Source organism: Novosphingobium sp. ST904 (assembly GCF_001298105.1).
Classification (GTDB): domain Bacteria; phylum Pseudomonadota; class Alphaproteobacteria; order Sphingomonadales; family Sphingomonadaceae; genus Novosphingobium.
Genome location: NZ_LGJH01000141.1, coordinates 1 through 22,789 on the forward strand (window position 1 = coordinate 1; position 22,789 = coordinate 22,789).

The window sequence follows — 22,789 nt, forward strand, 5'->3', positions numbered from 1 at the left end:
TTCTTCAGCCGCGATCGAGCCACCAGCGCATCAGCACGTGCGCCACCGCATGGGCAGGCGGTGCGCCAAACGCCTTGCCGCTTTCGCCGCGCCCCACCGCTTCCAGCGCCTCCGCCACCTCTTCGCGCGTGAACCAGCGGACATCCTCCAGTTCGGCGGCGTCGATGGTGATCGCATCGTCATCGGCGAAGGCATGGCAACCGATCATCAGCGAGGACGGGAACGGCCACGGCTGGCTGGCGACATAAGTCACGTCGCGCACGCGCACGCCGGCTTCCTCATGGATTTCGCGAGCCACGGCTTCCTCGATGGATTCGCCCGGCTCCACGAAACCCGCCAAGGTCGAATAGCGCCCCGCCGGGAAGCGCGGCTGGCGGCCCAGCAGGGCGCGCCCCTCATGCTCCACCAGCATGATCGTGACCGGATCGACACGCGGGAAGTGTTCGGCCTGGCAATCGAGATTGGTGCAACTGCGCTGCCAGCCGCCCTTGGCAAGCACGGTGGGATGGCCGCAGACCGCGCAATGGCGGTGGCGGCTGTGCCAGCTCACCAGCGAGCGCGCGCCGCCATAGGCCGCCAGTTCGCCCGGATCGAGCACGGCCATGGCATGCCAGTTCACCGGGGTGGCGAGCGGTCCGCCGGGCGGAACCACTACCGGCACTTCGGCGAAACAGGGCACCGAACCGTCCAGCCCGAGGAAGATCATCTCGCTGCCCGGCTCCGCATCGGCGAGCGTGCCCCAGACCAGCGAACCGTCCTCGGCCAGCACCGCGTCGAGCCCCTCCATCCGCATCAGCCGCGCCTCGGTGGACTGGAGCGCGAAGAGGGCATCGGGATCGTTGCGGATATGATCGGCGCGGTCGAGGTGCGAACCGGCAAAAGCGATGGGCTTGTTCAAGAACGGGTCTCCGGGAGATGCGCGAGCAGGGCCATGACATCGGCCTTCAGCGCGGTCTGGAACTGGGGAATGAGATCGAAGGCGTTTGGCGGCATGAACTGCACGAACAACTGCGAGCGCAGGCCCCGGATCATGTCCACCATGCCCACCGTCCCTGCCGCCCCGGCCCAGCCGAACAGCCCGTTCTCCGCGCCCTTGCCCACGCGCCCGCCCGCGCCGAAGCCGCTGCCAGCCGGAAGCATGGCGGAAAACGCGACGCCGGGGGGCAGCAGGTCGGCGGTGCCGGTCTCCACCGCGCTTTCGGCCAGCACCCGCCTGCCGTCGATCGTGCCGCGCTGGGCAAGCAGGCGCAGAAACCGGTCATAGTCGCGCGGGGTACTGACGAGGCCGGAGCCGCCGAAGGGAAACGCCGGTGTATCGAGGAACACCGAGTTGCCCGGCTCGTCGATCGGCACCAGCACCTTGCCGAGCGCCGCGTAATTGGTGGTGAGGCGCTTCGCCTCTGTTTTGGGCACCTGGAACGCGGTGCTGGCCATCCCCGCCGGTTCGAACAGGGCCTCGCGCAGATAGGCGTCGAAGGGCCGCCCGGTGACGACCTCGATCACCCGGCCCATCAGGTCCAGCCCGAGCGAATAGCTCCAGTGCGTGGCGGGATCGTAGACCAGCGGCACCTCGGCAAGGCGGTCGGCGAACGCGGCAAGGCTGGGTGCGGGCGCAGCATCGGTGAAGCCGGGCACCTTGAAGCGACTCACTTGTCCGGCGGCAAGCCCCTTCGCCTGCATCAATTCGCGGATCGGCCCGGTCTGTACGATCGAATAGCCCAGGCCCGAGGTATGCGTGAGCAGGTGCCGGATCGTGATGGCGCGCGGCGCCGGATGGAGCGCGGCGAGCGAACCGTCGTAACGGTCCTGCACTTTCATCTGCGCGAAACGGGGCAGGATTTCGTGCAGCGGCTGGTCCAGCCCGAGCCTGCCCTGCGCGATCAGATCCATCGCCATGATCCCGGTGACGGGCTTGGTCATCGAATAGATGCGGAACAGGCTGTCGGCGGTGATCGGCGCGGAATCGTTGAACCCTTGCGCGCCGCGCGTGACGAATTCGGGCTCCCGCCCCGGCTGGCCGAGCGAGGCGACCATGCCCGGCAGCAGGCCCGAGCCGATCCACCGTTCCACCAGCGCACGCACGCGGGGCAGGTTCTCGTCCTGCTCCGCAGCCCAGGCGAGATGCGGCATGAGCGCCGCGCCGATCCCGGCAAGTCCCGCCATGTGCAGCAGCGAACGACGGTCGATCCGCGCCTCCAGTCGCCGGCGTTCCGTGCTCATGCGACGGGCGCCCGCGCCAGTGCGGCGGCCTTGGCGAAGAGCGTGGGCAGGCCGGCATCGTCCAGCCGGTCAACCGGCCACCATTCGCCCGCCCCCGGCGGATCGGCCGAAGCCGCGCCGCAATGAACCGAAAGCGAGAGTTGGAGCGAGAAATGCGTGAAGACATGCCCGACCCGGCCCGCGCTTTCCCACGATCCGGGCAAGGGCGCCTCTCCATGCCCGTCCGCCCGCGCGGACCAGCCGTCGTCCGGCAGGGCGCGCATTCCGCCCAGCATTCCTTTGTCCCCGCGGCGCACCAGCCAGACCTTGCCGTCCCGCTCGATCCAGAAGGCGCGGCCCTTGCGGGCAGGCCTGGCCTTCTTCGGCGCCTTGACCGGATAGCGTTCCGGCTCGCCCTCGGCCCTCGCGCGGCAGGGCGAGGACAGCGGGCAAAGCAGGCAGCGGGGGCTGCGCGAGGTGCAGACCGTGGCGCCCATGTCCATCAGCGCCTGCGCAAAGTCTCCGGCGCGGTCCTGCGGGGTGATCGTATCGGCAAGCGCGCGAATTTCCGGCCGCGATCCCGGCAAGGGCGCTGTGACCGCGAAGAGCCGCGTGACCACCCGCTCGACATTGGCATCCACCACCACGGCCCGCCGCCCGAAAGCGATCGCGGCGACGGCGGCGGCGGTATAGGCCCCCAGTCCCGGCAGGGCGCGCAGGCCCTCCTCGGTATCGGGAAACACCCCGCCCCGCGCGGCGACTTCGCGGGCGCAGGCCAGCAGGTTGCGGGCGCGGGCATAATAGCCGAGCCCGCCCACGCCGCCATGACGTCCTCGTCCGATGCGGCGGCCAGGTCCATGACGGTGGGCCAGCGATTCGTGAACCTGGCGAAATAGTCCTTCACCGCCGCCACCGTGGTCTGCTGCAGCATGACCTCGGACAGCCAGACGCGGTAGGGATCGGGGGCCGCCGTGCCGGGAGGGGCGCGCCACGGCAAGGCACGGGCATGGGCATCGTACCAGTCGAGAACCTTGCGGGAGATCGTATCGCGGCTGGCGTCCATCAGCGCCCTATGGCATTGGAGCGGCCACAATGGAACGGGATCAGTTCAAAGGATCGGACAAGGGCGAAACTGCGTCGCCCATGGGCGCCAAGTCCGCGCCTGAAGCCATGCCGAAGCGCGGCGCCCGGGCCGGAACCAAAGCCGGCTCGAAAACCGCGGCCAAGACCAAGCCCAAACCCGCCTCCCCCCGGCTCTACGAGCGCCCGCGCGGCGGCGGAGCCCGCGCTATTTCCGACCTCATGCCCGAAGTGGGCCGCACGGCGTTCCGCCGGTTCGGCTTCATCCAGTCCAGCGTGGTGACGCGCTGGCCCGATATCGTCGGGCTGCGCCATGCGCGCGTCTGCTCGCCCGAATCGATCCGCTTCCCTCCGGGCGAGAAGTGCGACGGCATTCTCCAGCTGGTGGTCCTGCCCGCCCATGCCCCGATGATCCAGCACGTCGTGCCCGAGATCATGGACCGGGTGAACCGCTTCTTCGGCTACATGGCCGTGGCAAAGGTGAAAATCCGGCAAGGCGAGGTCAAGCCGCCGCCCGCCACCCGGCCGAAGGCGCCCCCGCCCTCGCTGAAACCCGTACCCTACGAACTGGGCGAATCGCTGCGCGACATCGGCGATCCCGAGCTTCGCGCGGTGCTCGAATCCCTGGCCCGCAGCCTCGGTGCCCAGGAAGATGCCCAAACGGAAAATCAGGAAAAGCAGTGATGAAGTCCACGTTGCGTCTTGCCGCCCTTGCCGCCTGCGCCCTGCTGAGCGTTGCAGCCGCCAAGCCTGCTTCCACGCCCGTCCGCAAGCCGCTGGCGCCCAGTTCCAACCCCGCCTCCAACTGGGCCAACCAGATCGTCGTCACGCCCGACGGCAGCCATATGTACGGCAACCCGAAGGCCCAGATGCAGCTTACCGAATTCGTGAGCTACACCTGCCCGCACTGCGCGCACTTCAACCGCGAGGCCGATCCTACGCTGCGGCTGACCATGGTGCCCAAGGGCCAGATCGGCGTCACCGTCACCACCCTGCTGCGCAACCCGATCGACCTCACCATCTCGATGCTGACGACCTGCGGCGATCCCAAGCGCTTCTTCGTGCGGCACAATGCCTTCCTCGCCAGCCAGGACAGCTGGATGGGCAAGCTCGAAAAGATGAGCGAGGAACAGGAAAAGCGCTGGTACCAGGGCGCGCTGCCCGATCGCATGAAGGCGATCGCCAGCGACCTGGACTTCTATTCCAAGGTCGCGGCATGGGGCATGAGCCGCACCCAGGCCGACGCCTGCTTCGCGAACGAGGCCGTGTTCGACACGATCAAGCAGCAGCAGGCCACCGTGGCCAAGAGCGGCGTCAACAGCACGCCCAGCTTCATCCTCGACGGCAAGCTGCTCGACACGCACGACTGGGCGGGCCTCTCCAAGGAGATCACCGACAGGATGGCCGCCCGCCGCAAGGGCTCGATCTGACGGTGCGCGCGCGGGCAGCCCGATTTCGGGCGCCCGCTTCGAGGCACCGGCCCATCATCTCGCCGAAAGCACGGAAAACGGGCGGATTCCTGTGGGAAAGCGCCCGTCTTTCCGCCCTCTCCCGCTGTTATCCGCCCAAGCCTTGGGCTAGTTTCCCCGTCCTCTCACAAGGATTCGCTGACATGATCCGCATCACCATGCGCTCCCTCGCCCTCGGAATGATCGCCGCACCGCTCGCACTGGGCCTCGCGTCCTGCGGCAAGAAGGACGAAGGCGCCGGAGAAGCCCCCAAGTCGGCCCAGCCGCTGCCCAAGGTCGCCGCACCCGCCGGCAAGACCTGGGCGGAGGACGTGGTCAAGACGTCGGAAGGCGGCTACCGCATCGGCAACCCGGACGCACCGATCAAGCTCGTCGAATATGGCGCGCTCTCGTGCTCGCACTGCGCGGAATTCGCGCAGAAGGGCTTCGACAAGCTGCGTGACGATTACGTCGCCAGCGGCCGCGTGAGCTACGAACTGCGCTACTTCATGCTCAACGCCTTCGACATTCCGGCCTCGCTGCTCGCCACTTGCGGCGCAACCGAGGCGGTCCTGCCGCTCAGCGAGCAGTTCTGGGCCTGGCAGCCGAACATGTTCCAGAACCTGCAGTCCGCCGGAGACGCGCGGATGAAGCAGATCCAGGACCTGCCCAAGGACCAGCAGATGGCCGCCATCGCCGAAGTGGGCGGCATGACCGAATTCTTCGCCTCGCGCGGGATTTCGCGCGATCAGGGCAAGGCCTGCCTCGCCGATACCGCCAAGGCCAAGGCCTTCGCCGACCAGACCCAGAAAGCCACCACCGAGTTCAAACGTCACAGGCACCCCCACGTTCATCATCAACGGCAACACCGTGGGTTCGATGGGCTGGGAAGAACTCGAAGCCAAGCTGCAGGAAGCCGGCGCGCGCTGACGCGCGCGCCTTTCGTGAACTGATCGAAGCAAGATGCGCATAAGACGGCTCAAGCTCAGCGGTTTCAAGAGCTTCGTTGAACCGGCGGAACTGCGCATCGAGCCCGGGCTGACCGGCGTGGTCGGCCCGAACGGCTGCGGCAAGTCCAACCTCCTCGAAGCGATCCGCTGGGTCATGGGCGAAAGCTCGGCCAAGTCGATGCGCGGCGGCGGCATGGAGGACGTGATCTTCGCGGGCACCGCCACCCGCCCGCCCCGCGCCTTCGCCGAAGTGGTGCTGCAGGCCGAAACCGCGCCGGACGCCAACGGCACGCGCGAGGAACTCGAAGTGGTCCGCCGCATCGAGCGCGGCGCCGGCAGCGCCTATCGCATCAACGGCCGGGACGTGCGCGCCAAGGACGTTTCGCTGGTCTTCGCCGATGCCGCCACCGGCGCGCACAGCCCGGCGCTCGTCAGCCAGGGCCGCATTGCCGCCGTCATCGCCGCCAAGCCCGCCGAACGCCGCGCCATGCTGGAAGAAGCGGCGGGCATCGCCGGCCTGCACGTCCGCCGCAAGGACGCCGAACAGAAGCTGCGCGCCACCGAGGCCAATCTCTCGCGCCTCGAAGACCTCATGGCCGGGCTCGACAAGCAGGTCGCCGGCCTGCGCCGACAGGCCAAGGCGGCAGAGCGTTACAAGGCCCTGTCGGACCAGATCCGCCTGGCCGAAGCCCGCCTGGTCTTCGCCCGCTGGCGCGACGCCGCGCAGGCCGCCGAGGCTGCGCGCAAGGAATCCGAAGGCGCCGAAGCGCGGGTGACCGCCGCACAGGATGCCGCCAGGCAGGCGCAGGATGCGCAGGCCAAGGCCGCCGAAGCGCTCGTCGAAGCGCGTGACGAACTGGCCGACCGCCGCGACGACGCCAGCGCGCAGGGCCACCGCATGGCCACATTGACCAGCCAGCTCGAAGCCGCCGAACAGCGCCTACGGGACCTCGATCGCCAGAAGAACCGGCTCGACGAGGATCGCGGCGACGCCGACCGCATGACCCGCGACGCCGCGGAAGCGCTTGCCCGACTCGAACGCGAACTGGCCGATGGCGCCCGCCAGCTCGAAATCGACGAAGCGCAGCGCCCGCGCCTCGCCAATGCCCTCGAAGGCGCAGACCGCGCCGCTCGCGCCGCCGAACTCGATCTCGCGCAGGCCACCGCCGCGCAGGCCGGGGTAGAGGCCGAATGGCGCATACGCCGAAGCCGAACTCTCGCAGGCGCGCAGCCGGCTGGACCGGCTCGCCGCCGAAGCCGCGCGCCTTGCCGCGCAAGTCGAGGCGCTTGACGCGGCGGGCGATCTCGCGGCCGCCGTCACCGATGCGCGGACCCGGGCCGAAGCCGCCACCGCCGCCCTTGCCACCGCGCGCGAGGGACTGGGCGCGCAGCAGGCCCGCAAGACCGCGCTTCAGGCCGAACGCGATGCCGCCGCATCGACGCTGGCCGGCGCCCGCGCCGACCTGACCGGGATCGAGCGCGAACATAGCGCCCTGCTCAAGGACCGCGAAGCCCGCGCCAAGGGCGCCAAGGCCGCGCATGGCCTGCCGGTCGCGATCGATGCCCTGCGCGTCGCCCCCGGCTACGAACGGGCCGTCGCCGCCGTGCTCGGCCGCGATGCCAAGGCCCCGCTCGGCGAAATCGCCAGTGCGGACGGCCGCTTCTGGACCGGCGCGCAGGCTCCGGCTGCGGTGAAGGACAGCCTGGCCGCCCACGTCACCCGGTGCCCCGCGGAACTCGCGGCGCGCCTTGCCCTCGTCCATGTCGTCGATGAGGACGATGGCCGCCAACTCGGCACCGGCGAATGGCTCGTCACCCGCGCCGGTGCGCTGCGCCGCTGGGACGGTTTCGTCGCGCGCGGCGAAGGCGCGGCCGAAGCGGCCCGGCTGGAGGCGGAAAACCGCTTCGAACAGCTCGCCGCCCAGCTTCCGCCTCTGCGGGAGGCCGTTGCAGCTGCCGAGGCACGGCAGGCCGAAGTACAGCAGCAGCTTTCCGCCCACGCCGCCGCCCTCGTCGCCGCCGAACGCGCGATCGCCGATGCCGCCAATGCCGAACGCGGCGCCCTGCGCGCCGCCGATCAGGCCGAGGATGCCCGCGTCCGCCAGGAAAGCCGCCGCGCCGAGGTAGATCGTGCGCTGGGCGATCTGGCGGAACAACGCCAGGCCGCCGAACAGGACATCGCCGTAGCCGAAGGCAAGCGCTCCGTCCTGCCCGATCCCGAGAAGGGCCGCGCCGGGCTCGAAGCCGCGCGCGAAAAGAACGACAGCGCCCGGGCGACCCTCCAGATTTCCACGGCAACCCTCGCCTCGCACGATCAGGGGCTGGCCGTCGCGCGGGAACGCACCGCCTCGCAGCGCGGCGATATCCGCAACTGGCAGGCACGCGCCGGAGATGCCGCCAACCGCCTCGCCCAGATGGCCGGACGGCTTGAGGAGATCGAGAGCGAGCGTGCCGTCGTGGCCGCGAAGCCCGCTTCGCTCATGGAGCAGATCGAGCAGGGCGAAGCCGTGCGCAATCGCATCGCCGAGGAACTGGGCAAGGCCGAGGCCGCCGTCGCCTTCGTGACGGACGCCGCCCGCAAGGCCGATGCCGCGCTGGCCGCCACGCAGGAACTGCTGGCCAGCGCCCGCGAGCATCGCGCCGGGGCCGCCGCCCGCGCCGAGAACGAGGACGCCCGCCGCGTCGAGATGACCCGCGTTTCGGGCGAGCGCTTCCAGTGCCCGCCGCCCGTCCTGCCCGAGCGTTTCGAATTCGCCCCGGCCGAGGTCGGCGAGGCGCAGGCCGAGATCGCGGCGATGGAACGCCTCGTTGCCGATCGCGAAAGGATCGGTCCGGTCAACCTCGTGGCCGCCACCGAACTTGCGGAGGCGGAAAGCCAGCTTGGCACCAGCATCACCGAAAAGGCGGAGCTGGCCGAGGCGGTGAACCGCCTGCGCGGCTCGATCGGCAATCTCAACCGCGAGGGCCGCGAACGGCTGCGTGCGGCTTTCGAAGCCGTGGACGGCCATTTCCGTCACCTCTTCTCGCGGCTGTTCCAGGGCGGACAGGCCCATCTCGCGCTCGTCGATTCCGACGATCCGCTGGAAGCCGGCCTCGAAATCTTCGCCCAGCCGCCGGGCAAGCGGCTCCAGTCGCTGACGCTGCTTTCGGGCGGCGAACAGGCATTGACCGCCGTGGCCCTGATCTTCGCGCTGTTCCTCACCAATCCCGCGCCGATCTGCGTGCTGGACGAAGTCGACGCCCCGCTGGACGACGCCAATATCGAGCGTTTCTGCGACCTGCTCGAAGCGATGACGCAGGAAACCGACACGCGCTACCTGATCGTCACTCACAATGCGGTGACGATGAGCCGCATGCACCGCCTGTTCGGTGTGACGATGGTGGAAAAGGGCGTTTCGCGGCTGGTCAGCGTCGATCTGGTCGGCGCCGAGGAACTGCTGGCGGCGGAATAAGCCGTGTCGCTCATCGACGGCTACCTGCCCCGCTTCCAGTTCTCGGAAGTTCACGCCTGCCGGATCGCCGCCGATGCGGCGACGATCCTCGATGCCGTCGCGGCCTACAGGCCGGAAGAGGATGCGTTCTTCCGCATCATGATCGGCTTGCGCGAAGTGCCTGCCCGGCTGACCGGGCGGCGCGGCGCGGAGCCTTTCGGAATGCGGAACTTCACCCTGCTGGAGCGCGGCGAGCACGAACTCGTCTACGGGCTGGTCGGGCAGTTCTGGCAGGCCGACTACGGCCTGCGCCAGATCGCAGGCGGCGCGGCCTTCCGGGCTTTCGGCGAAGCGGGTGTCCCGAAGCTGGCGCTCGGTTTCGAACTGGCGCCGGAAGCGGGCGGCACGCACCGGCTGACCACGCGGACCCGGGTGTTCTGCCCGGACGAAGGATCGCGGCGGAAATTCCGGCCATACTGGCTGCTGATCCGTCCGGTGAGCGGGCTCATCCGCAGGCGCATCCTTGCCGCCGTTCGCCAGGCGGCCGAAGCCTGAACCGGCTCAGAGGATACCGGCGTTGCCGACCACCCAGCAGGCCAGCGCCATGACCAGGCCAAGGTCGCGATTGGAGCGGAACCGCGCGAGCGCATTCTCGCCGTCCTCGGTATCGAGGGTAGCGACCTGGAAGCCGAGGTGCAGAGCCACCGGCAGCAGGCCGACCAGCGCCACCCAGTCATGCCGCAGCGTCCAGAAGGCCAGCGCCCAGAACGCTACCGCCAGAAGGTAGAACCCGGCGACACCGCCACGAACGTGGTTGCCGAGACGCAGGGCTGAGGAACGGATGCCAACAACGGCGTCATCCTCGCGGTCCTGAAGCGCGTAGATCGTATCGTAGCCGATGCACCAGAAGATCGACCCGGCATAGAGCGCGGCGATCACCGCGAGATTGTCTCCCCGGATCTCCACCCAGCCGACCAGGGCGCCCCAGGTGAAGACCATGCCCAGCCATGCCTGCGGCCACCAGGTGATCCGCTTCATGAAAGGATAGGCCGCCACCAGGGCAACGCTGCCCAATGCCACGAGCTGCGCCTGCCAGCGCAATTGCAGCAGGACCACGAGACCGATCGCGCAGAGCGACAGCAGCCAGACCCACGCCGCCTTGACGCTGACCTGCCCACTGGCGACCGGGCGCGTCGCGGTGCGGGCCACCTTGCGATCGAGGTCGGCATCGACGATGTCGTTCAGCACGCATCCCGCGCCGCGCATGACGATGGAGCCGAGCAGGAGCCAGAGGACCAGTCCCCAGCGCGCTTCTCCGCCCGCCAGCAGCACGCCCCAGGCGCAAGGCCAGAACAGCAGCCACCAGCCGATCGCCGATCGAAACGGGCCAGCATGGCGTAGGCGCGCGGCTTGGCCGGCAGGGCAGAAATGAGCCCGCGGTGCTGCGTATCCGGGACGAGAAGAGAGTCGCTCACGTCCGGACGAGTAGCTTATCGAAATCGGAATGTCATGGCCGAACGTGCTTAGTGCACATGTGCACGCCCGCGCCCGGTTGCGCCCGCAGCCGCTTCGCGCGACAAGCAGGCCCCCGTTTTCAGGAGTTTCGACAAGACCATGGCCGCCACCCCCGCATGGCCCCCGCGCAGCGCGCCGCGCCTTTTCGTCACCGGCCCGCTGGCCGCGAACGGCAGCGTCGTGATCGATGGCGGGCAGGCGCATTACCTGTCCAAGGTCATGCGAGTCGCACCCGGCGACGCGGTGATCCTGTGCGACGATACAACCGGCGAATGGGCCTGTGCCGTCACCTCCGCCGGCAAGCGCGACGTGATCCTGGAAGTGCGCGACCATTTGCGCGAACGCGAGGCGGTGCCAGACTTCTGGCTCTGCGCGGCGCTGCTCAAGAAGCCCAACTTCGACCTCGTGATGGAGAAGGCGACCGAACTGGGCGTGGCGCGCATCCAGCCGGTCGTCACGCGCCGCTGCGTGGCGGACAAGCTCAACCCCGAACGCGCGCTCACCATCGTGACCGAGGCGGCCGAGCAGTGCGCCCGCACCGCCCTGCCCGAACTGGCCGGGCCGTTGAAGCTGGAAGCGCTCCTGCGGGACTGGCCGGAAGGCCGCACGCTGTTCTTCGCGGACGAGACCGGGGGCGCCCCGGCGGCCGCGCAGTTCGCGGCGCACGCCGGTCCGGCCGCATTGCTGGTCGGGCCTGAGGGCGGGTTCGACGAGGAAGAGCGTGCTCTCATCCGCGCCCATCCGATGGCGCGGGCCATCACGCTGGGGCCCCGGATCCTGCGGGGCGAGACGGCGAGCATCGGCGCCACCGCCTTGTGGATGGCCACCGCGGGCGACTGGTGAAGCACTGCGGCCACGCCTTGCCGAAGCGGTCCGATACCCCGCTGCGAGCGGCAACCGGGAACCGGCGCGCCATGCTTCCGAAACCTCAGGAAACCGCCGTTTCGGAAAGAAACAAACCGCTCGGTACAAAAAGTTGTAGCGTCCGGCGGCGGGCCGCACTAACTCCGCGCCCATGAGCACCCGTGAGGTTTCGGATCGCGAAGATCCGGTGATCGAAAGCCTGGACCAACTCGCCGCGCCGATGGCTGCGGGCGAAAAGCCGCGCGATGCGTGGCGGATCGGTACCGAGCACGAAAAGTTCGTCTACGACACGGGCGATCACCACGCGCCGTCCTATGCCGAAACAGGCGGAATCCGCGACCTGCTGATGGCGCTGACCGAATTCGGCTGGGAACCCATCATCGAGGGCGGCAACGTCATCGCGATGAAGGGCAGCGACGGCACCGTCAGCCTCGAACCGGCGGGCCAGCTCGAACTTTCGGGCGCGCCGCTCGAAAACCTGCACCAGACATGCGCCGAAACCGGCCGCCACCTCGCCCAGGTCAAGACCATCGGCGATCGTATCGGCAAGGCGTTCCTCGGCCTCGGCATGTGGCCCGACAAGACCCGCGCAGAGCTTCCGATCATGCCCAAGGGCCGGTACGACATCATGCTGCGGCACATGCCGCGCGTGGGCTCCATGGGGCTCGACATGATGCTGCGGACCTGCACCATCCAGGTCAACCTCGACTATTCGAGCGAGGCGGACATGGTGAAGAAGTTCCGCACCAGCCTTGCGCTCCAGCCGCTGGCCACCGCGCTGTTCGCGGCCTCTCCCTTCACCGAGGGCAAGCCCAACGGCTTCCTTTCCTACCGCAGCCATATCTGGTCGGACACTGACCCCGCGCGCACCGGCATGCTGCCCTTCGTGTTCGAGGCCGGCTTCGGCTACGAGCGCTACGTCGACTACATGCTCGACGTGCCGATGTACTTCGTGTTCCGCGACGGCAAATACATCGACGCGGCCGGCCATTCCTTCCGCGACTTCCTGAAGGGCGAGCTTTCGGTGCTCCCCGGCGAACGTCCGCGTATCTCGGACTGGACGGACCATCTTTCCACCGCCTTCCCCGAAGTGCGGCTCAAGTCGTTCCTCGAAATGCGCGGTGCCGATGGCGGCCCGTGGGGCCGTATCTGCGCCCTGCCCGCCTTCTGGGTCGCCTGCTCTACGATCAGGCCGCGCTCGACGCCGCCTGGGACCTGGTCAAGGACTGGGACATGGAAGGGCGCGAACGGCTGCGCAATTCGGTTCCGAAACTGGGCCTCGACGCACCGCTGCCCCAGTCGTTCCGCGGCGGCGGCGGCACCCTGCGCGATATCGCGGGCGAAGTGCTGAACATCTCCCGCTCGGGCCTGGCCTCGCGCAACCGCCTCAATGCGGGCGGAGACAACGAGACCGGCTACCTGGAACCGCTGGCCGAGATCGTCGCCACCGGCAAGGTTCCGGCGCAGCGCCTGCTCGACCTCTACAACGGCGAATGGGGCGGCGACCTGTCGAAGGTCTACGCGCTGAAGAGCTTCTAGGAAACCGAAGGGCTAAGGCAGGGGGCCTGGCTCCCCTGCCCTCTTCGCGGCGCCGAGCGCCACCGCGAGGGCCTTCCCCTATTCCGCCGCCTGCGGCTCACGCACTTTCGGCCGCAGCCTTTCGCCCAGCCTCGTCAGCGTCCGCGTGATCGGTGCGTTCCTGGCCATCCAAGCATGATAGGCGCGGTACTTCGCGTCCTCGGCCAGCAGGTGCGCTTCCTCGGTCCGCGCGCGCCAGTAGTAGATGCCGCTCACCACCCCCAGCAGCACGGTGTTGCGCACCATGTCGGTCAGCGCGTGGCTGGTGACGAGGAACGGCAGCGTCGAAGTCCACCAGAACAGGTTCTTCGACAGGTAGGCGGGATGCCGGGTGAAGCGATAGGGCCCGTTGGTCAGCACGCCCCTGTAGGTGAGGTTGGAGAAGCGCAGGCCGAAAGCGAAAGTTGCCCAGGCATAGACCGCGGTGAGGAACACCATGAACCCCGCCCAGAGCCACAGCAGCGCATCGTGGCCCGCCAGCCAGTAGGACCAGCCGGGGGTATTGACCTCGTAGCCCAGCACGTCGGCACGGCCCATGGTGCCCCAGACGAAGGGCGGATAGCACATCAGCGCCGCCACCCAGCCCGCCAGCAGGGGATTGCCGCTGCGGATATGCGCATCGAGCGGACGGAAGGTGAAGATGTAGCCCACAGTGCCGATCTGCACGTCGATCAGGAACAGCAGCGCGATCACCGTAGAGGCGAGCGGGACCGGATCGTGCACCATGGCTCCGAAGTTCGCCTCGACGACCTGTGCGAAGCCGCCGGGCAGGATCGAGATCATGAAGGCGCCGAAGAAGGCCTTGATGGCCCAGGCGCGGCCATGCTTCTTCACCGCCTCGACGTCCCAGGCATCGCGGCCGATCAGCAGGGCGCCGAAGTGCCAGGCCTGATCGCGCGGATCGATCAGCCGGCGATCCAGCCAGAGCACATAGGGGATCGAGAGCACGAAGACCGGCAGCGCCGCCGCGCCGATCACTTCCATCGCGAAGAGGTACTGCCCGTCCCAGTACCAGCGGCCGATGCAGTAGAACACGCCGATCAGCGCCCAGGTGGCCCAGAGCCCGGCCAGCTTGGTGACTGACACGTCCACCGCTTCGGCGAGCGGGCGGCGCAGGTTCCAGTCGATTCCGGTGGAAGGCCGGCGGTGGACCTTGTCCACGAACACGGACCAGAGCGCCATCGCCGTGCCCGTCACGAAAAGCGTGGCGACGGAGGCGTAAGGCCCGCTCATCGGCGCGTGCGGGCCGGGAAGCGCCAGGGCTTCGGCAATGGCGGCCCAGTTGCGACAGACCATGAGCCAGGCAAGCAGCGCCGCCAGCCCGGACAGGCCGACACCGGCGGAAACGTCGCTCGGGGGCAGGTCTTTCGCGGAATTCGGGGCGCTGCTCATGCCGGAGGGACTAGCCGCAATTGGTTAAGGGGTGAGAAACGCAGCGGGATGCGAAAACGGCCCGCGCCTCCGGGGAGGCACGAGCCGTTTTCAGGATGCCGCCGATGGACGGGGCCCATGAGCGGGGCCGTTCAACGATAAGCGCTGATCTGGCCCGAATCGTCCAGCACGTAGAGCGTCTGGTTGGCCACGACCGGTGCCAGCGAAACGGCATCGCTCAGTTCCACGAAGGGCGTCAGCTTGCCGGTCGTGGGATCGACGGTGCCGACTTCGCCGCGCGAATTGGCGACCCACAGCTTGTTCCCGGCGAGCACCGGGCCGACCCAGAAGATCGGACCCTTGCGCTTCTTTTCCTTGGCGTAGCGCGCGAGCTGGGTCAGCCAGCGGACCTTGCCGGTGGTGCGGGCGATCGCGAGGATCTCGGCATGATCGTCCAGCGTGAAGACCCAGTCCCCCACGACGATCGGGGTCGAGATGCCCGCGAGGTTGAGTTCCCAGATGCGCTGCCCGGTGACGAGTTCGTAAGCGGCCATGCGGCCGCCCTGGCCCAGCGCGTAGACACGGCCGCGATCGATGATCGGGTCTGCGTCGACGTCGGTAAGGCTGCCCACTTCGGTCGAGATCGAGGTGCGCGCCAGTGCGTCAGACCAGAGCTGGCGGCCGTTCTCGTAACGGTAGGCCACCAGTTCGCCCGAGGAATAACCCGCGATCACGGTGCCCTGGCCGGCCGCCGGAGCCGCCACGCCGAACACGCCGGCCTGCGAGAGCGAGCCGGACTCGTTCCACAGCACATTGCCGTCGCGGCGTTGAGCGCGAAGATCTGGTTGTCCTGCGAGATCACGTAGACCGAGTTGAACGAGATCGTCGGCGAACCGCGCAGCGGGCCGCCGGGCTTCTTGGTCCAGATCTGGCTGCCGTCCGCCGCCTTGAGCGCGGCCACTTCGCCGAGGCCGGTGGTGACGTAGAGGTTGCCCGAATCGTAGCTGACGCCGCCGCCGAAGATCGACTGCGAACCGTCACCCGAAACGGCGAAGTCCTTGGTCCACAAGTGCGCGCCGGTCTTGGCGTCGAAGGCGTGGACGACGCCCGCGGTGTCCATCACGAAGAGCTTGTCCTCGCCGATGACAGGCGCTGCGGCCAGACGGGCGCGGGGGGTGGAACCGGCAATCTGCGCGGTCCAGACCTTGCCCGGATGGTCGGCCAGCGCGAGGTGGCCGTAGGACTTGCCGGCATTGCCGCCCGCCTGTGCCCATTCGGCATTGGCTTCGGCCGGGGGCAGGATCACCGAGACCGCTTCGAGCGAGGGATCGACCTTCGCACCGCTTTCGATTCGCGAAAGGATCGGCACGCGTTCGCCCACGGTGGGGGTCTTGGGGCCCTTGCTGTTCGACTTGCACCCGGAAAGGCCGGCGACGAGCGCCAGCGCGATCAGCGGAACGACCTTCGCACGGCTGGATTTGAACACCGATGCCGTCATGCGCTTAGTCTCAACCATTGTCATTCTCCGGCGGGCGCGGCAACCGCGCGTCTTGGCATCAGGCTTGCCGATCGGCTCGCCGCGTTCATCGACGACATCCTCGATCGCATCGACGCCGAGCACGGCGGCGAGCTGGCGGGCGCGGCTGCGCAGGCCGGCTTCGACCTGCTCGTCCTTGGCGATAGCGGCGAACAGCGGACCGGCCTGGTCCTGCTTGTTCATCTTGATGTAGGCCATGCCGACCATTTCGCCGGCAACGCCGAACCAGGCATTGCCCGGCGCGGCATAAGGCTTGAGTCGGGCCACGACGTCTTCAGGCTTCATCGCATCGAAATTGACGGCGACGCCGCGCACGGCCGCAAGGTCGCGCAGCGGCTGCGGCGCCTTGGCGTCGTTCGCCACTTCGCCATAGAGCCTGACCGCATCCGGCACGCGCTTCTGTTCGGCGGCGATCCCGGCCAGCAGCAGCTTGGCCGAAGTCGGGCTGCCGCCCGAACCCTGCGCCGCAAGCGGTTCGAGCTTGCCCTTGGCGGCATCGAGGTTGCCCGCCTTCATGCTGTCGAGCGCCTGGACATAGGCCTCGGCATTGGCGTCGCGCTGCTGGGTCTGGCGGTGGCTCCAGTAGAGCCAGCCGCCGAAGGCGAGAAGCGCAAGGACAACCGCCGCGAGCACCGGCTTTCCATAGCGGCTGAAGAAGCCCTCCACCTGGTCCTGGCGCAGGGCATCATCGACCTCGCGCAGGAATACATCCTGCTGCGCGGCGATTCGCTCGGCGGACTTCGGGTTGGACGGCGTGTTGCTGGAAGGAGGCAGAGCCAATTTGCGGGCGCTTTCTGCGGAAATCAGGATGGTTGCCGGGCTGTTTAGCGAATGGCCACGGCTTTTCAACGGTGATGATCGCTGCACCGGTCGGGGTGAAGCCTTGCTGAATGGTGTCCGCGTGTCAAATCAGCCGCTCCCGGCCCAGCGCTTCGCCGTAAGTGCGGCTGTAGGCGGAGAGCATCGCCGCCTCGTCGTAGCGGTCCCGCGCAAGTGCCCGGTTCGCCGCGCCGAGCCGGGCGCGAAGCCGCTCGTCGCCCGCCAGCCGCAGCAGGGTGGAGGCCAGCGCCGCCTCGTCTCCGGGGGGCGTGACGAGCGCCCGATTTTCCACCGATACCATGTCCGCGACATCGCCGACGGCGGGCGAGGCCACCGGCAGCGCCGCCGCCATCGCCTCGACGACGGAGATCGGGAACTGCTCGCTCTCGGAAGACAGCGCGAAAACGTCGAACAGGCCCACCGCATGGGAAGGGTCGGCCACGAAGCCCGGCAGGTGGACCCGGCCCGAAACCCCGCAGCGCGCGGCCTCGGCCTCGATCGCGGCGCGGTCCGGCCCCTCGCCGAGAATCACCAGCCGCCACGGCTCCGGCAGCGGCGCGAAGGCGCGGACCAGCCGCGGAAGGTTCTTCACCGGCCGCAGCCCGGCCAGCGTGCCGACCCAGCGCTCGCCCGGTTGCTTGACGATGCCCGGCAGGACATCGGGCCGCGGACGGTCGAGATAGGCGTCGCAATCGATACCGTTGGTGATCAGCCGCACCCGCCCGCGCGGCTGGCGCCAGGCGGAAAGCGCAATCGCCTCCAGCCGCCGCGAGGGGACTACCAGCGCCGAGGCCCGCCGCAGCGCGATTCGCCGGTAGCGGTTGCGCGCGGGCTTGAGCCCTGCCGCCTCGTCCTCGTTGAAGCCGTCCTCGTGATGGACCAGCGGCGGCAGCCCCAGCAGACCGCTGAACAGGCCATGCGCCATGACCGCGTCCATCGCCCCCCAGTTGTAGGTCAGCACGAGATCGAAGTCCGCCATCGCCTTGGCGATCCGCCAGAGACGCGCGGGCGCGGGGCGCCCCTGGAGGCCGGGAAAATCTTCCGGGAATGTCACATCGAGCGCCGGATCGAGCACGATCGCCGCCCCGTGCGCGCCCGGCTGGGCCGAAACCACCGCATGGGCGATGCGCGGCCCGAACAGGTTCATCAGCCGCACCGCGCGCAGTTCCTTGCCGCCGGCGGCAAAGCTCGAATGAAGATGGAGAATGCGCAAGGCCGATGCCGGTCCGGCTCAGGGAACCTGGGCGAGCAGCCGCTCGATCGCGTCCATCGCCTCCGGCTCGTCCAGCGTCGGGGCATGGCCGACGTTTTCCAGCGTCACCGCCTCGGTCCCCGGCAGGCGGCGCAGCATCTTTTCCAGAGTGGCGGCGGAAAGCAGGTCGGACAGGTCGCCGCGCAGCACCAGCACCGGACGGCCCGCCAGCGCTTCCCATGCCGGCCAGAGATCGGGCTGGTCGTCCACGTCGTACCCAAGGAAGGGTTCGGCGATCTTCATGTCGTAATCGAAGACCACGCGCCCCGAATTGGACAGCGTCATCAGCCGCTTGGCGCGCCCGATCCAGAAATCCAGCGGCTGGCCGGGATGAGCTTCGCCCTGGTTGTCCTCCAGCGCGCGCGCGGCATGGACCCAAGTGGGATAGCTGCGGCCCTGCCCGACATAGTCCTTGATCCGCTCCACCCCGGCAGGTTCGAGGAATGGCCCCACGTCGTTGATGACGGCGGCGACGATCCGTTCGGGAAACATCGTCGCCAGCCCCATCGTCATCAACCCGCCCAGCGAGGTGCCGATGGCCACGAAACGGTCGATCCCTTCCTGTTCCAGCAGCGCGAGCAGGTCCTCGCCATATTGCAGCGGGTTGTAAGTGGCCGAATCGCGGGCATATTCGCTATCGCCCCGGCCGCGCATGTCCGGGCAGATCACGCGCCAGCGGGGCGAGAGGACTTGCGCCACATTCTCGAAGTCCCGGGCGTTGCGGGTAAGGCCGTGGAGACAGACGATCGGCGGTTTTCCTTCGGATTCGCCCGGATAATCGCGAAAATGCAGCTTCAGACCATCGCGGCTCGACCAGAACCGATCCTCATAACCCGTCATGCCGAAGCTGCGACCTCCTGTTCGCCCGCCTTGCTAGACCGGCCTTGCATCGCCACTATCGCCTGATGCGAAGCGAACCGCAAGCAAGTGCCTATCGTCCTGCCCCGCGTATCGAGGCGATTTCCGACTGGATCGCCAGTCCCGTGAGCGCCGCGGCGTTTCCGGCCCATACCCTGCGCTTCCGCAATGACCGGTGGGCGCGGGCAGTCGGGCTGGACGGGCTGGACGATGCCGGCTGGACCGCGCATTTCGGCCGCTTCGAACCGCTGCCCGGCAATCTCCCGCAGCCGCTGGCGCTGCGCTATCACGGCCACCAGTTCCGCGTTTTACAATCCCGACATCGGCGATGGGCGGGGCTTTCTCTTCGCCCAGTTGCTCGACGGGGCCGGAAACGGAACCGGCCGCGTGCTCGACCTCGGCACCAAGGGATCGGGCCAGACCCCCTACAGCCGCGAAGGCGACGGAAGGCTGACGCTGAAGGGCGCGGTGCGCGAAATCCTCGCCACCGAAATGCTGGAGGCGCTGGGCGTCCATACCAGCAAGACCTTCTCGGTGATCGAGACCGGCGAGGAACTCTGGCGCGGCGACGAACCCTCGCCCACCCGTTCGGCGGTCATGGTGCGGCTCAGCCAGGGCCATATCCGCATCGGCACCTTCCAGCGCCTGCTGGCACTGGAAGAACGCGACCACATGGCCGCGCTCGTCGCCTATTGCCTGGAAACCTTCCCCGGCGGCCCGCCGCCCGAGGATGCGCCCGGGCGCGAGCAGCCCGCGGTGATCCTGCTGCACCAGGTGGTGGAGCGCATGGCGGACCTCGCCGCGAGCTGGATGGTCGCGGGCTTCGTCCACGGCGTGCTCAATACCGACAACATGAACATCTCGGGCGAAAGTTTCGATTATGGCCCCTGGCGCTGGCTCCCGCACTGGGACCCGCGCTTCACCGCCGCCTATTTCGACCGAACCGGCCTCTATGCCTTCGGCCGCCAGCCGGAAGCGGTGCTGTGGAACTGCGGCCAGCTCGCCATGGCGCTGCGCCTGCTGGTGGGAACCGCCCCGCTGGTGGCCGCGCTGGACCGTTTCGCCCCGCTCTACCAGGAAGCGATGAGCCGCCGGTTCGCCTGGCGTCTCGGCGTGGTGCCGCAGGGGGTGAAGGACGATGCCGCGCTGATCCAGGCGGCCGAGCAGGCCATGGTCGCCACCGGCGAGGCGCCGGAGCAGTTCTTCTTCCGCCATCGCGGCGGGCGTGACGGCGGGAACGACCTGTTCGGCCAGCTCATGCACAATTATCGCCCCGCCGCGACGGCGGACGATCCCTTCTGGAAGCGCAAGGCCCCGCCCGGCATCCTGATCGACGAGGTGGAACGCATCTGGGCGGAGATCGACCAGCATGACGACTGGTCCGCGCTTCACGGGAAAGTGGACGAAATCCGGGAGCTTGGCCGCCAGCTCGGCCCGGCGCCCGCCCCCGCCGGCCACCCCTTCCCCGCCTGAGCGACAAAGGATTACAGGTCCTGTTAGCTTCCCGGTAGGGAACTTGTGCAAGAGCATGTGCTGCAGCGAGTTACCCAAGCCAACGGATCAGCCAAAGTCATGGGCGGTACAGCCACGAGGCCGGCGCAGGATGCCACCAGAGATCAGGAAACCACCGAAACCGTGAACAATGCGGACATCGTTTCCCACGAACCGGCTACCGGCGCGGAAATCTGGCGGGGCAAGCCCTGCAACGTGGACGAGGTGGTGGACCGCGCGCGGCGGGCCTGGCCGAACTGGGCCGCGCTGCCGCTGGCCACCCGCATCGAACTGCTGCGCCGCTTCGCCAACGAAGTGCGCAAGGATGCCGACCGGCTGGCCGTCACGATCGCCCGCGAAGTGGGCAAGCCGCTGTGGGAGGCCCGCGCCGAAGTCGAGAACGTGATCGCCAAGGTCGAAGTCTCGATCCGCGCCTATGCCGAGCGTACCAGCCAGCGCAAGCTGGACTCCGCGCTCCAGGGCACCATGGCGGTCCGCCACAAGCCGCACGGCGTGCTCGTCGTGCTGGGACCGTACAATCTCCCGGCCCACTTGCCCAACGCCCACATCGTGCCCGCCCTGATCGCGGGCAACGCGGTGATCTTCAAGCCGAGCGAGAAAGCCCCCGCCACCGGGGAAATGCTGGCGCGCTGCTTCCACCGCGCCGGGATTTCCGCCTCGGTCATGCAGCTTGCGGTGGGCGGCCCGCTCGAAGGGCAGGACTTCGTGGCGCATGGCGGGGTGGACGGGGTGCTGTTCACCGGCTCGGCCAATACCGGCATCTCGATCAACCGCCGCCTCGCCGCCCGTCCGGACAAGCTGGTCGCGCTGGAAATGGGCGGCAACAACCCGATCGTCCTGTGGGACACCCCCAAGCTGACCGATGCCGCCGCGCTCATCGTCCAGTCGGCTTTCGCGGGCGCGGGGCAGCGCTGCACCGCCGCGCGGCGGCTGATCGTGAAGGGCGCGATCTACGACGCCGCGATCGCCGAAGTGAAGGCGCTGGCCGACCGGCTCATCGTCGGCGCCCCGTTCGACGAACCGGCACCCTTCATGGGCCCGATGATCGACAACATGGCGGCGGACGGGCTGACAGAAAGCTTCCTCTATCTGCTGAGCAACGGCGGCAAGGCGATCAAGCATCTTGTCCGCCCGGACGACGCGCTGCCCTTCCTCAGCCCCGCCATCATCGACACCACCGCGATGAAGGACCGCCCCGACGTGGAACTGTTCGGGCCGATCCTCCAGGTGATCCGCGTGGACGATTTCGACGAGGCGATCGCCGAGGCCAACAATACCCGCTTCGGCCTTGCCGCATCGCTCGTCGGCGGCAGCCCGCAGGACTACAACCGCTTCTGGGCGAACGTTCGGGCGGGCATCGTCAACTGGAACCGCACGACCACCGGCCCCAGCCACGCCGCGCCGATGGGCGGCATCGGCCTTTCGGGCAATCACCGTCCCTCGGGCTATTATGCGGCGGATTACTGCGCCTATCCGGTCGCCTCGGGCGAGATGGAACAGCCGCGCGCGGTGATCGGCGTGGGACTGAAATAGGGCCTCACTGGCCCGAGGTCACCAGGTCCACTTCCGTCACGCCGTTCGCCAGCTTGCGGGCATATACCACATAGGCCAGCGCGCCCTTGCGGCCGCCGATCGCGTGATCGGCCCCGTCGACCCGGTATTCCGCGCTGTATCCGCCCTTCTGCGCCATCGCGTAATAGAACGAGATCACGTCTGCGGGGCTGACGGCGGTGCCGTAGTTGACCACCCGCAGGGCGCAGCCTTCCGTGTCGGTTCCGGCCGCTTCCTGCACCGCGCCGCGGGGATAGACCGGAAGCGCGGCGGGCAGCTTCGTGGCCCAGCTGTCGGAATAGCGGACCTTGCCCGCGCAGTCGGTCTTCGCGCGCGGCTGGCCTGCGTGACCCGCGCCGCGCTCGCCGCGCCTTCGGCCAGCGGGGATGCCGAACCCTTCTGCGTTGCCGGGGCCGCGCCCAGCGCGCCGCCGGCCGCTTCGGCCGCGGCCTTCTTCGCAGCGGCGACAGCCTCGGGAGAGCGGGCGGCGGCGGGCAGAACGATGCCGTTCCCGCTCGCAGCCGGTGCCGGGTTCCTGCCGCCGGTCATCTCGGGATCGACGACGATCCGGTCCCCCAGCCCGCCCGCCAGCGCGGGATCGCTTGCCTCGTCCACCGGCTTCTTCTCGTGCGAATCGCAGCCCGCCAGCAGCAGCGCGGCGCCCATGCCGGCGAGGAGGAGAGAAGTGCGGCCCATGGAGGGATGTCTGGCCTTCATCGTCGCGTCCTTTTCCCGCCGGGGCCAGGATCTTGCGAGCGGCACTGCGGCATGAATATCTGCCGTCCAGCCTTCCCGGCAATTGGCGCGAAGACAAGGGGCCGCGC

Annotated in this window: 13 protein-coding genes and 7 pseudogenes; 9 read left to right on the plus strand and 11 right to left on the minus strand. The window is 68.6% G+C overall.

Features of this window, described 5'->3' with window-relative positions:
• Positions 1-4: 4 nt before the first annotated feature.
• The 3 genes and pseudogenes from nudC to mutY form a co-directional block, all read right to left on the minus strand.
• The gene (gene nudC, locus ADT71_RS11735; RefSeq protein ID WP_054437034.1) at positions 5-898 is read right to left on the minus strand and encodes an NAD(+) diphosphatase; all 894 of its coding nucleotides are present in this window, start codon (positions 896-898) and stop codon (positions 5-7) included.
• On the minus strand, positions 895-2,220 hold the full coding sequence (locus ADT71_RS11740) for a serine hydrolase (RefSeq protein WP_054437037.1): 1,326 nt from the start codon (positions 2,218-2,220) through the stop codon (positions 895-897). The genes nudC and ADT71_RS11740 overlap by 4 nt, the downstream gene beginning before the upstream one ends.
• A pseudogene (mutY, locus tag ADT71_RS11745) lies at positions 2,217-3,262 on the minus strand (A/G-specific adenine glycosylase). The gene ADT71_RS11740 and the pseudogene mutY overlap by 4 nt, the downstream one beginning before the upstream one ends.
• Before the next feature lie 107 nt (positions 3,263-3,369).
• On the opposite strand from mutY, the gene ADT71_RS11750 reads away from it, so the two are divergent.
• The 5 genes and pseudogenes from ADT71_RS11750 to ADT71_RS11770 all read left to right on the plus strand — a co-directional run bounded on the left by ADT71_RS11750 (position 3,370) and on the right by ADT71_RS11770 (position 9,663).
• Complete coding sequence (locus tag ADT71_RS11750) at positions 3,370-3,963, plus strand: DUF721 domain-containing protein (RefSeq protein ID WP_054437183.1); 594 nt, start codon at positions 3,370-3,372, stop codon at positions 3,961-3,963.
• The gene (locus tag ADT71_RS11755; RefSeq protein WP_054437040.1) at positions 3,963-4,709 is read left to right on the plus strand and encodes a thioredoxin domain-containing protein; all 747 of its coding nucleotides are present in this window, start codon (positions 3,963-3,965) and stop codon (positions 4,707-4,709) included. The genes ADT71_RS11750 and ADT71_RS11755 overlap by 1 nt, the downstream gene beginning before the upstream one ends.
• Positions 4,710-4,891: 182 nt before the next feature.
• Positions 4,892-5,680 carry a thioredoxin domain-containing protein gene (locus ADT71_RS11760; protein WP_369818238.1) on the plus strand — a complete coding sequence of 263 codons (789 nt, stop codon included), beginning with the start codon at positions 4,892-4,894 and terminating at the stop codon, positions 5,678-5,680.
• 10 nt (positions 5,681-5,690) lie between these two features.
• A pseudogene (gene smc, locus ADT71_RS11765) lies at positions 5,691-9,129 on the plus strand (chromosome segregation protein SMC).
• Between the two features lie 3 nt (positions 9,130-9,132).
• A complete protein-coding gene (locus ADT71_RS11770; protein WP_054437044.1) occupies positions 9,133-9,663 on the plus strand; it encodes a hypothetical protein in 531 nt (176 codons plus the stop codon).
• A 6-nt stretch (positions 9,664-9,669) separates the two neighbouring features.
• On the opposite strand, the pseudogene ubiA reads toward ADT71_RS11770, so the two are convergent.
• Positions 9,670-10,583: pseudogene (ubiA, locus tag ADT71_RS11775) on the minus strand (4-hydroxybenzoate octaprenyltransferase).
• A 139-nt stretch (positions 10,584-10,722) separates the two neighbouring features.
• On the opposite strand from ubiA, the gene ADT71_RS11780 reads away from it, so the two are divergent.
• Positions 10,723-11,466, plus strand: coding sequence for a 16S rRNA (uracil(1498)-N(3))-methyltransferase (locus ADT71_RS11780; protein ID WP_054437046.1), 744 nt, complete (start codon positions 10,723-10,725; stop codon positions 11,464-11,466).
• A 172-nt stretch (positions 11,467-11,638) separates the two neighbouring features.
• Positions 11,639-13,026 (plus strand): annotated as a pseudogene (locus ADT71_RS11785) (glutamate--cysteine ligase).
• A 78-nt stretch (positions 13,027-13,104) separates the two neighbouring features.
• On the opposite strand, the gene ADT71_RS11790 reads toward ADT71_RS11785, so the two are convergent.
• From ADT71_RS11790 to ADT71_RS11810, 5 genes and pseudogenes are all read right to left on the minus strand, one after another.
• On the minus strand, positions 13,105-14,457 hold the full coding sequence (locus ADT71_RS11790) for an isoprenylcysteine carboxylmethyltransferase family protein (RefSeq protein ID WP_054437049.1): 1,353 nt from the start codon (positions 14,455-14,457) through the stop codon (positions 13,105-13,107).
• A gap of 131 nt (positions 14,458-14,588) precedes the next feature.
• Positions 14,589-15,934, minus strand: a pseudogene (locus ADT71_RS11795) (PQQ-binding-like beta-propeller repeat protein).
• 204 nt (positions 15,935-16,138) lie between these two features.
• Positions 16,139-16,840 (minus strand): annotated as a pseudogene (locus ADT71_RS11800) (tetratricopeptide repeat protein); the annotation flags it as partial.
• A gap of 37 nt (positions 16,841-16,877) precedes the next feature.
• On the minus strand, positions 16,878-18,005 hold the full coding sequence (locus ADT71_RS11805) for a glycosyltransferase family 4 protein (RefSeq protein WP_054437052.1): 1,128 nt from the start codon (positions 18,003-18,005) through the stop codon (positions 16,878-16,880).
• Positions 18,006-18,023: 18 nt separating this feature from the next.
• Positions 18,024-18,884 carry an alpha/beta fold hydrolase gene (locus tag ADT71_RS11810; protein ID WP_054437054.1) on the minus strand — a complete coding sequence of 287 codons (861 nt, stop codon included), beginning with the start codon at positions 18,882-18,884 and terminating at the stop codon, positions 18,024-18,026.
• Between the two features lie 65 nt (positions 18,885-18,949).
• On the opposite strand from ADT71_RS11810, the pseudogene ADT71_RS11815 reads away from it, so the two are divergent.
• Both ADT71_RS11815 and ADT71_RS11820 read left to right on the plus strand, forming a co-directional pair.
• Positions 18,950-20,375, plus strand: a pseudogene (locus ADT71_RS11815) (protein adenylyltransferase SelO family protein).
• A 162-nt stretch (positions 20,376-20,537) separates the two neighbouring features.
• Positions 20,538-21,947, plus strand: coding sequence for a succinylglutamate-semialdehyde dehydrogenase (locus tag ADT71_RS11820; RefSeq protein ID WP_054437185.1), 1,410 nt, complete (start codon positions 20,538-20,540; stop codon positions 21,945-21,947).
• Positions 21,948-21,951: 4 nt separating this feature from the next.
• On the opposite strand, the gene ADT71_RS33565 is transcribed toward ADT71_RS11820, so the two are convergent.
• On the minus strand, positions 21,952-22,161 hold the full coding sequence (locus tag ADT71_RS33565; protein ID WP_231635829.1) for a hypothetical protein: 210 nt from the start codon (positions 22,159-22,161) through the stop codon (positions 21,952-21,954).
• On the minus strand, positions 22,122-22,682 hold the full coding sequence (locus tag ADT71_RS11825) for a hypothetical protein (protein ID WP_231635830.1): 561 nt from the start codon (positions 22,680-22,682) through the stop codon (positions 22,122-22,124). Before ADT71_RS11825 ends, ADT71_RS33565 begins: the two co-directional genes overlap by 40 nt.
• Positions 22,683-22,789 lie beyond the last annotated feature (107 nt).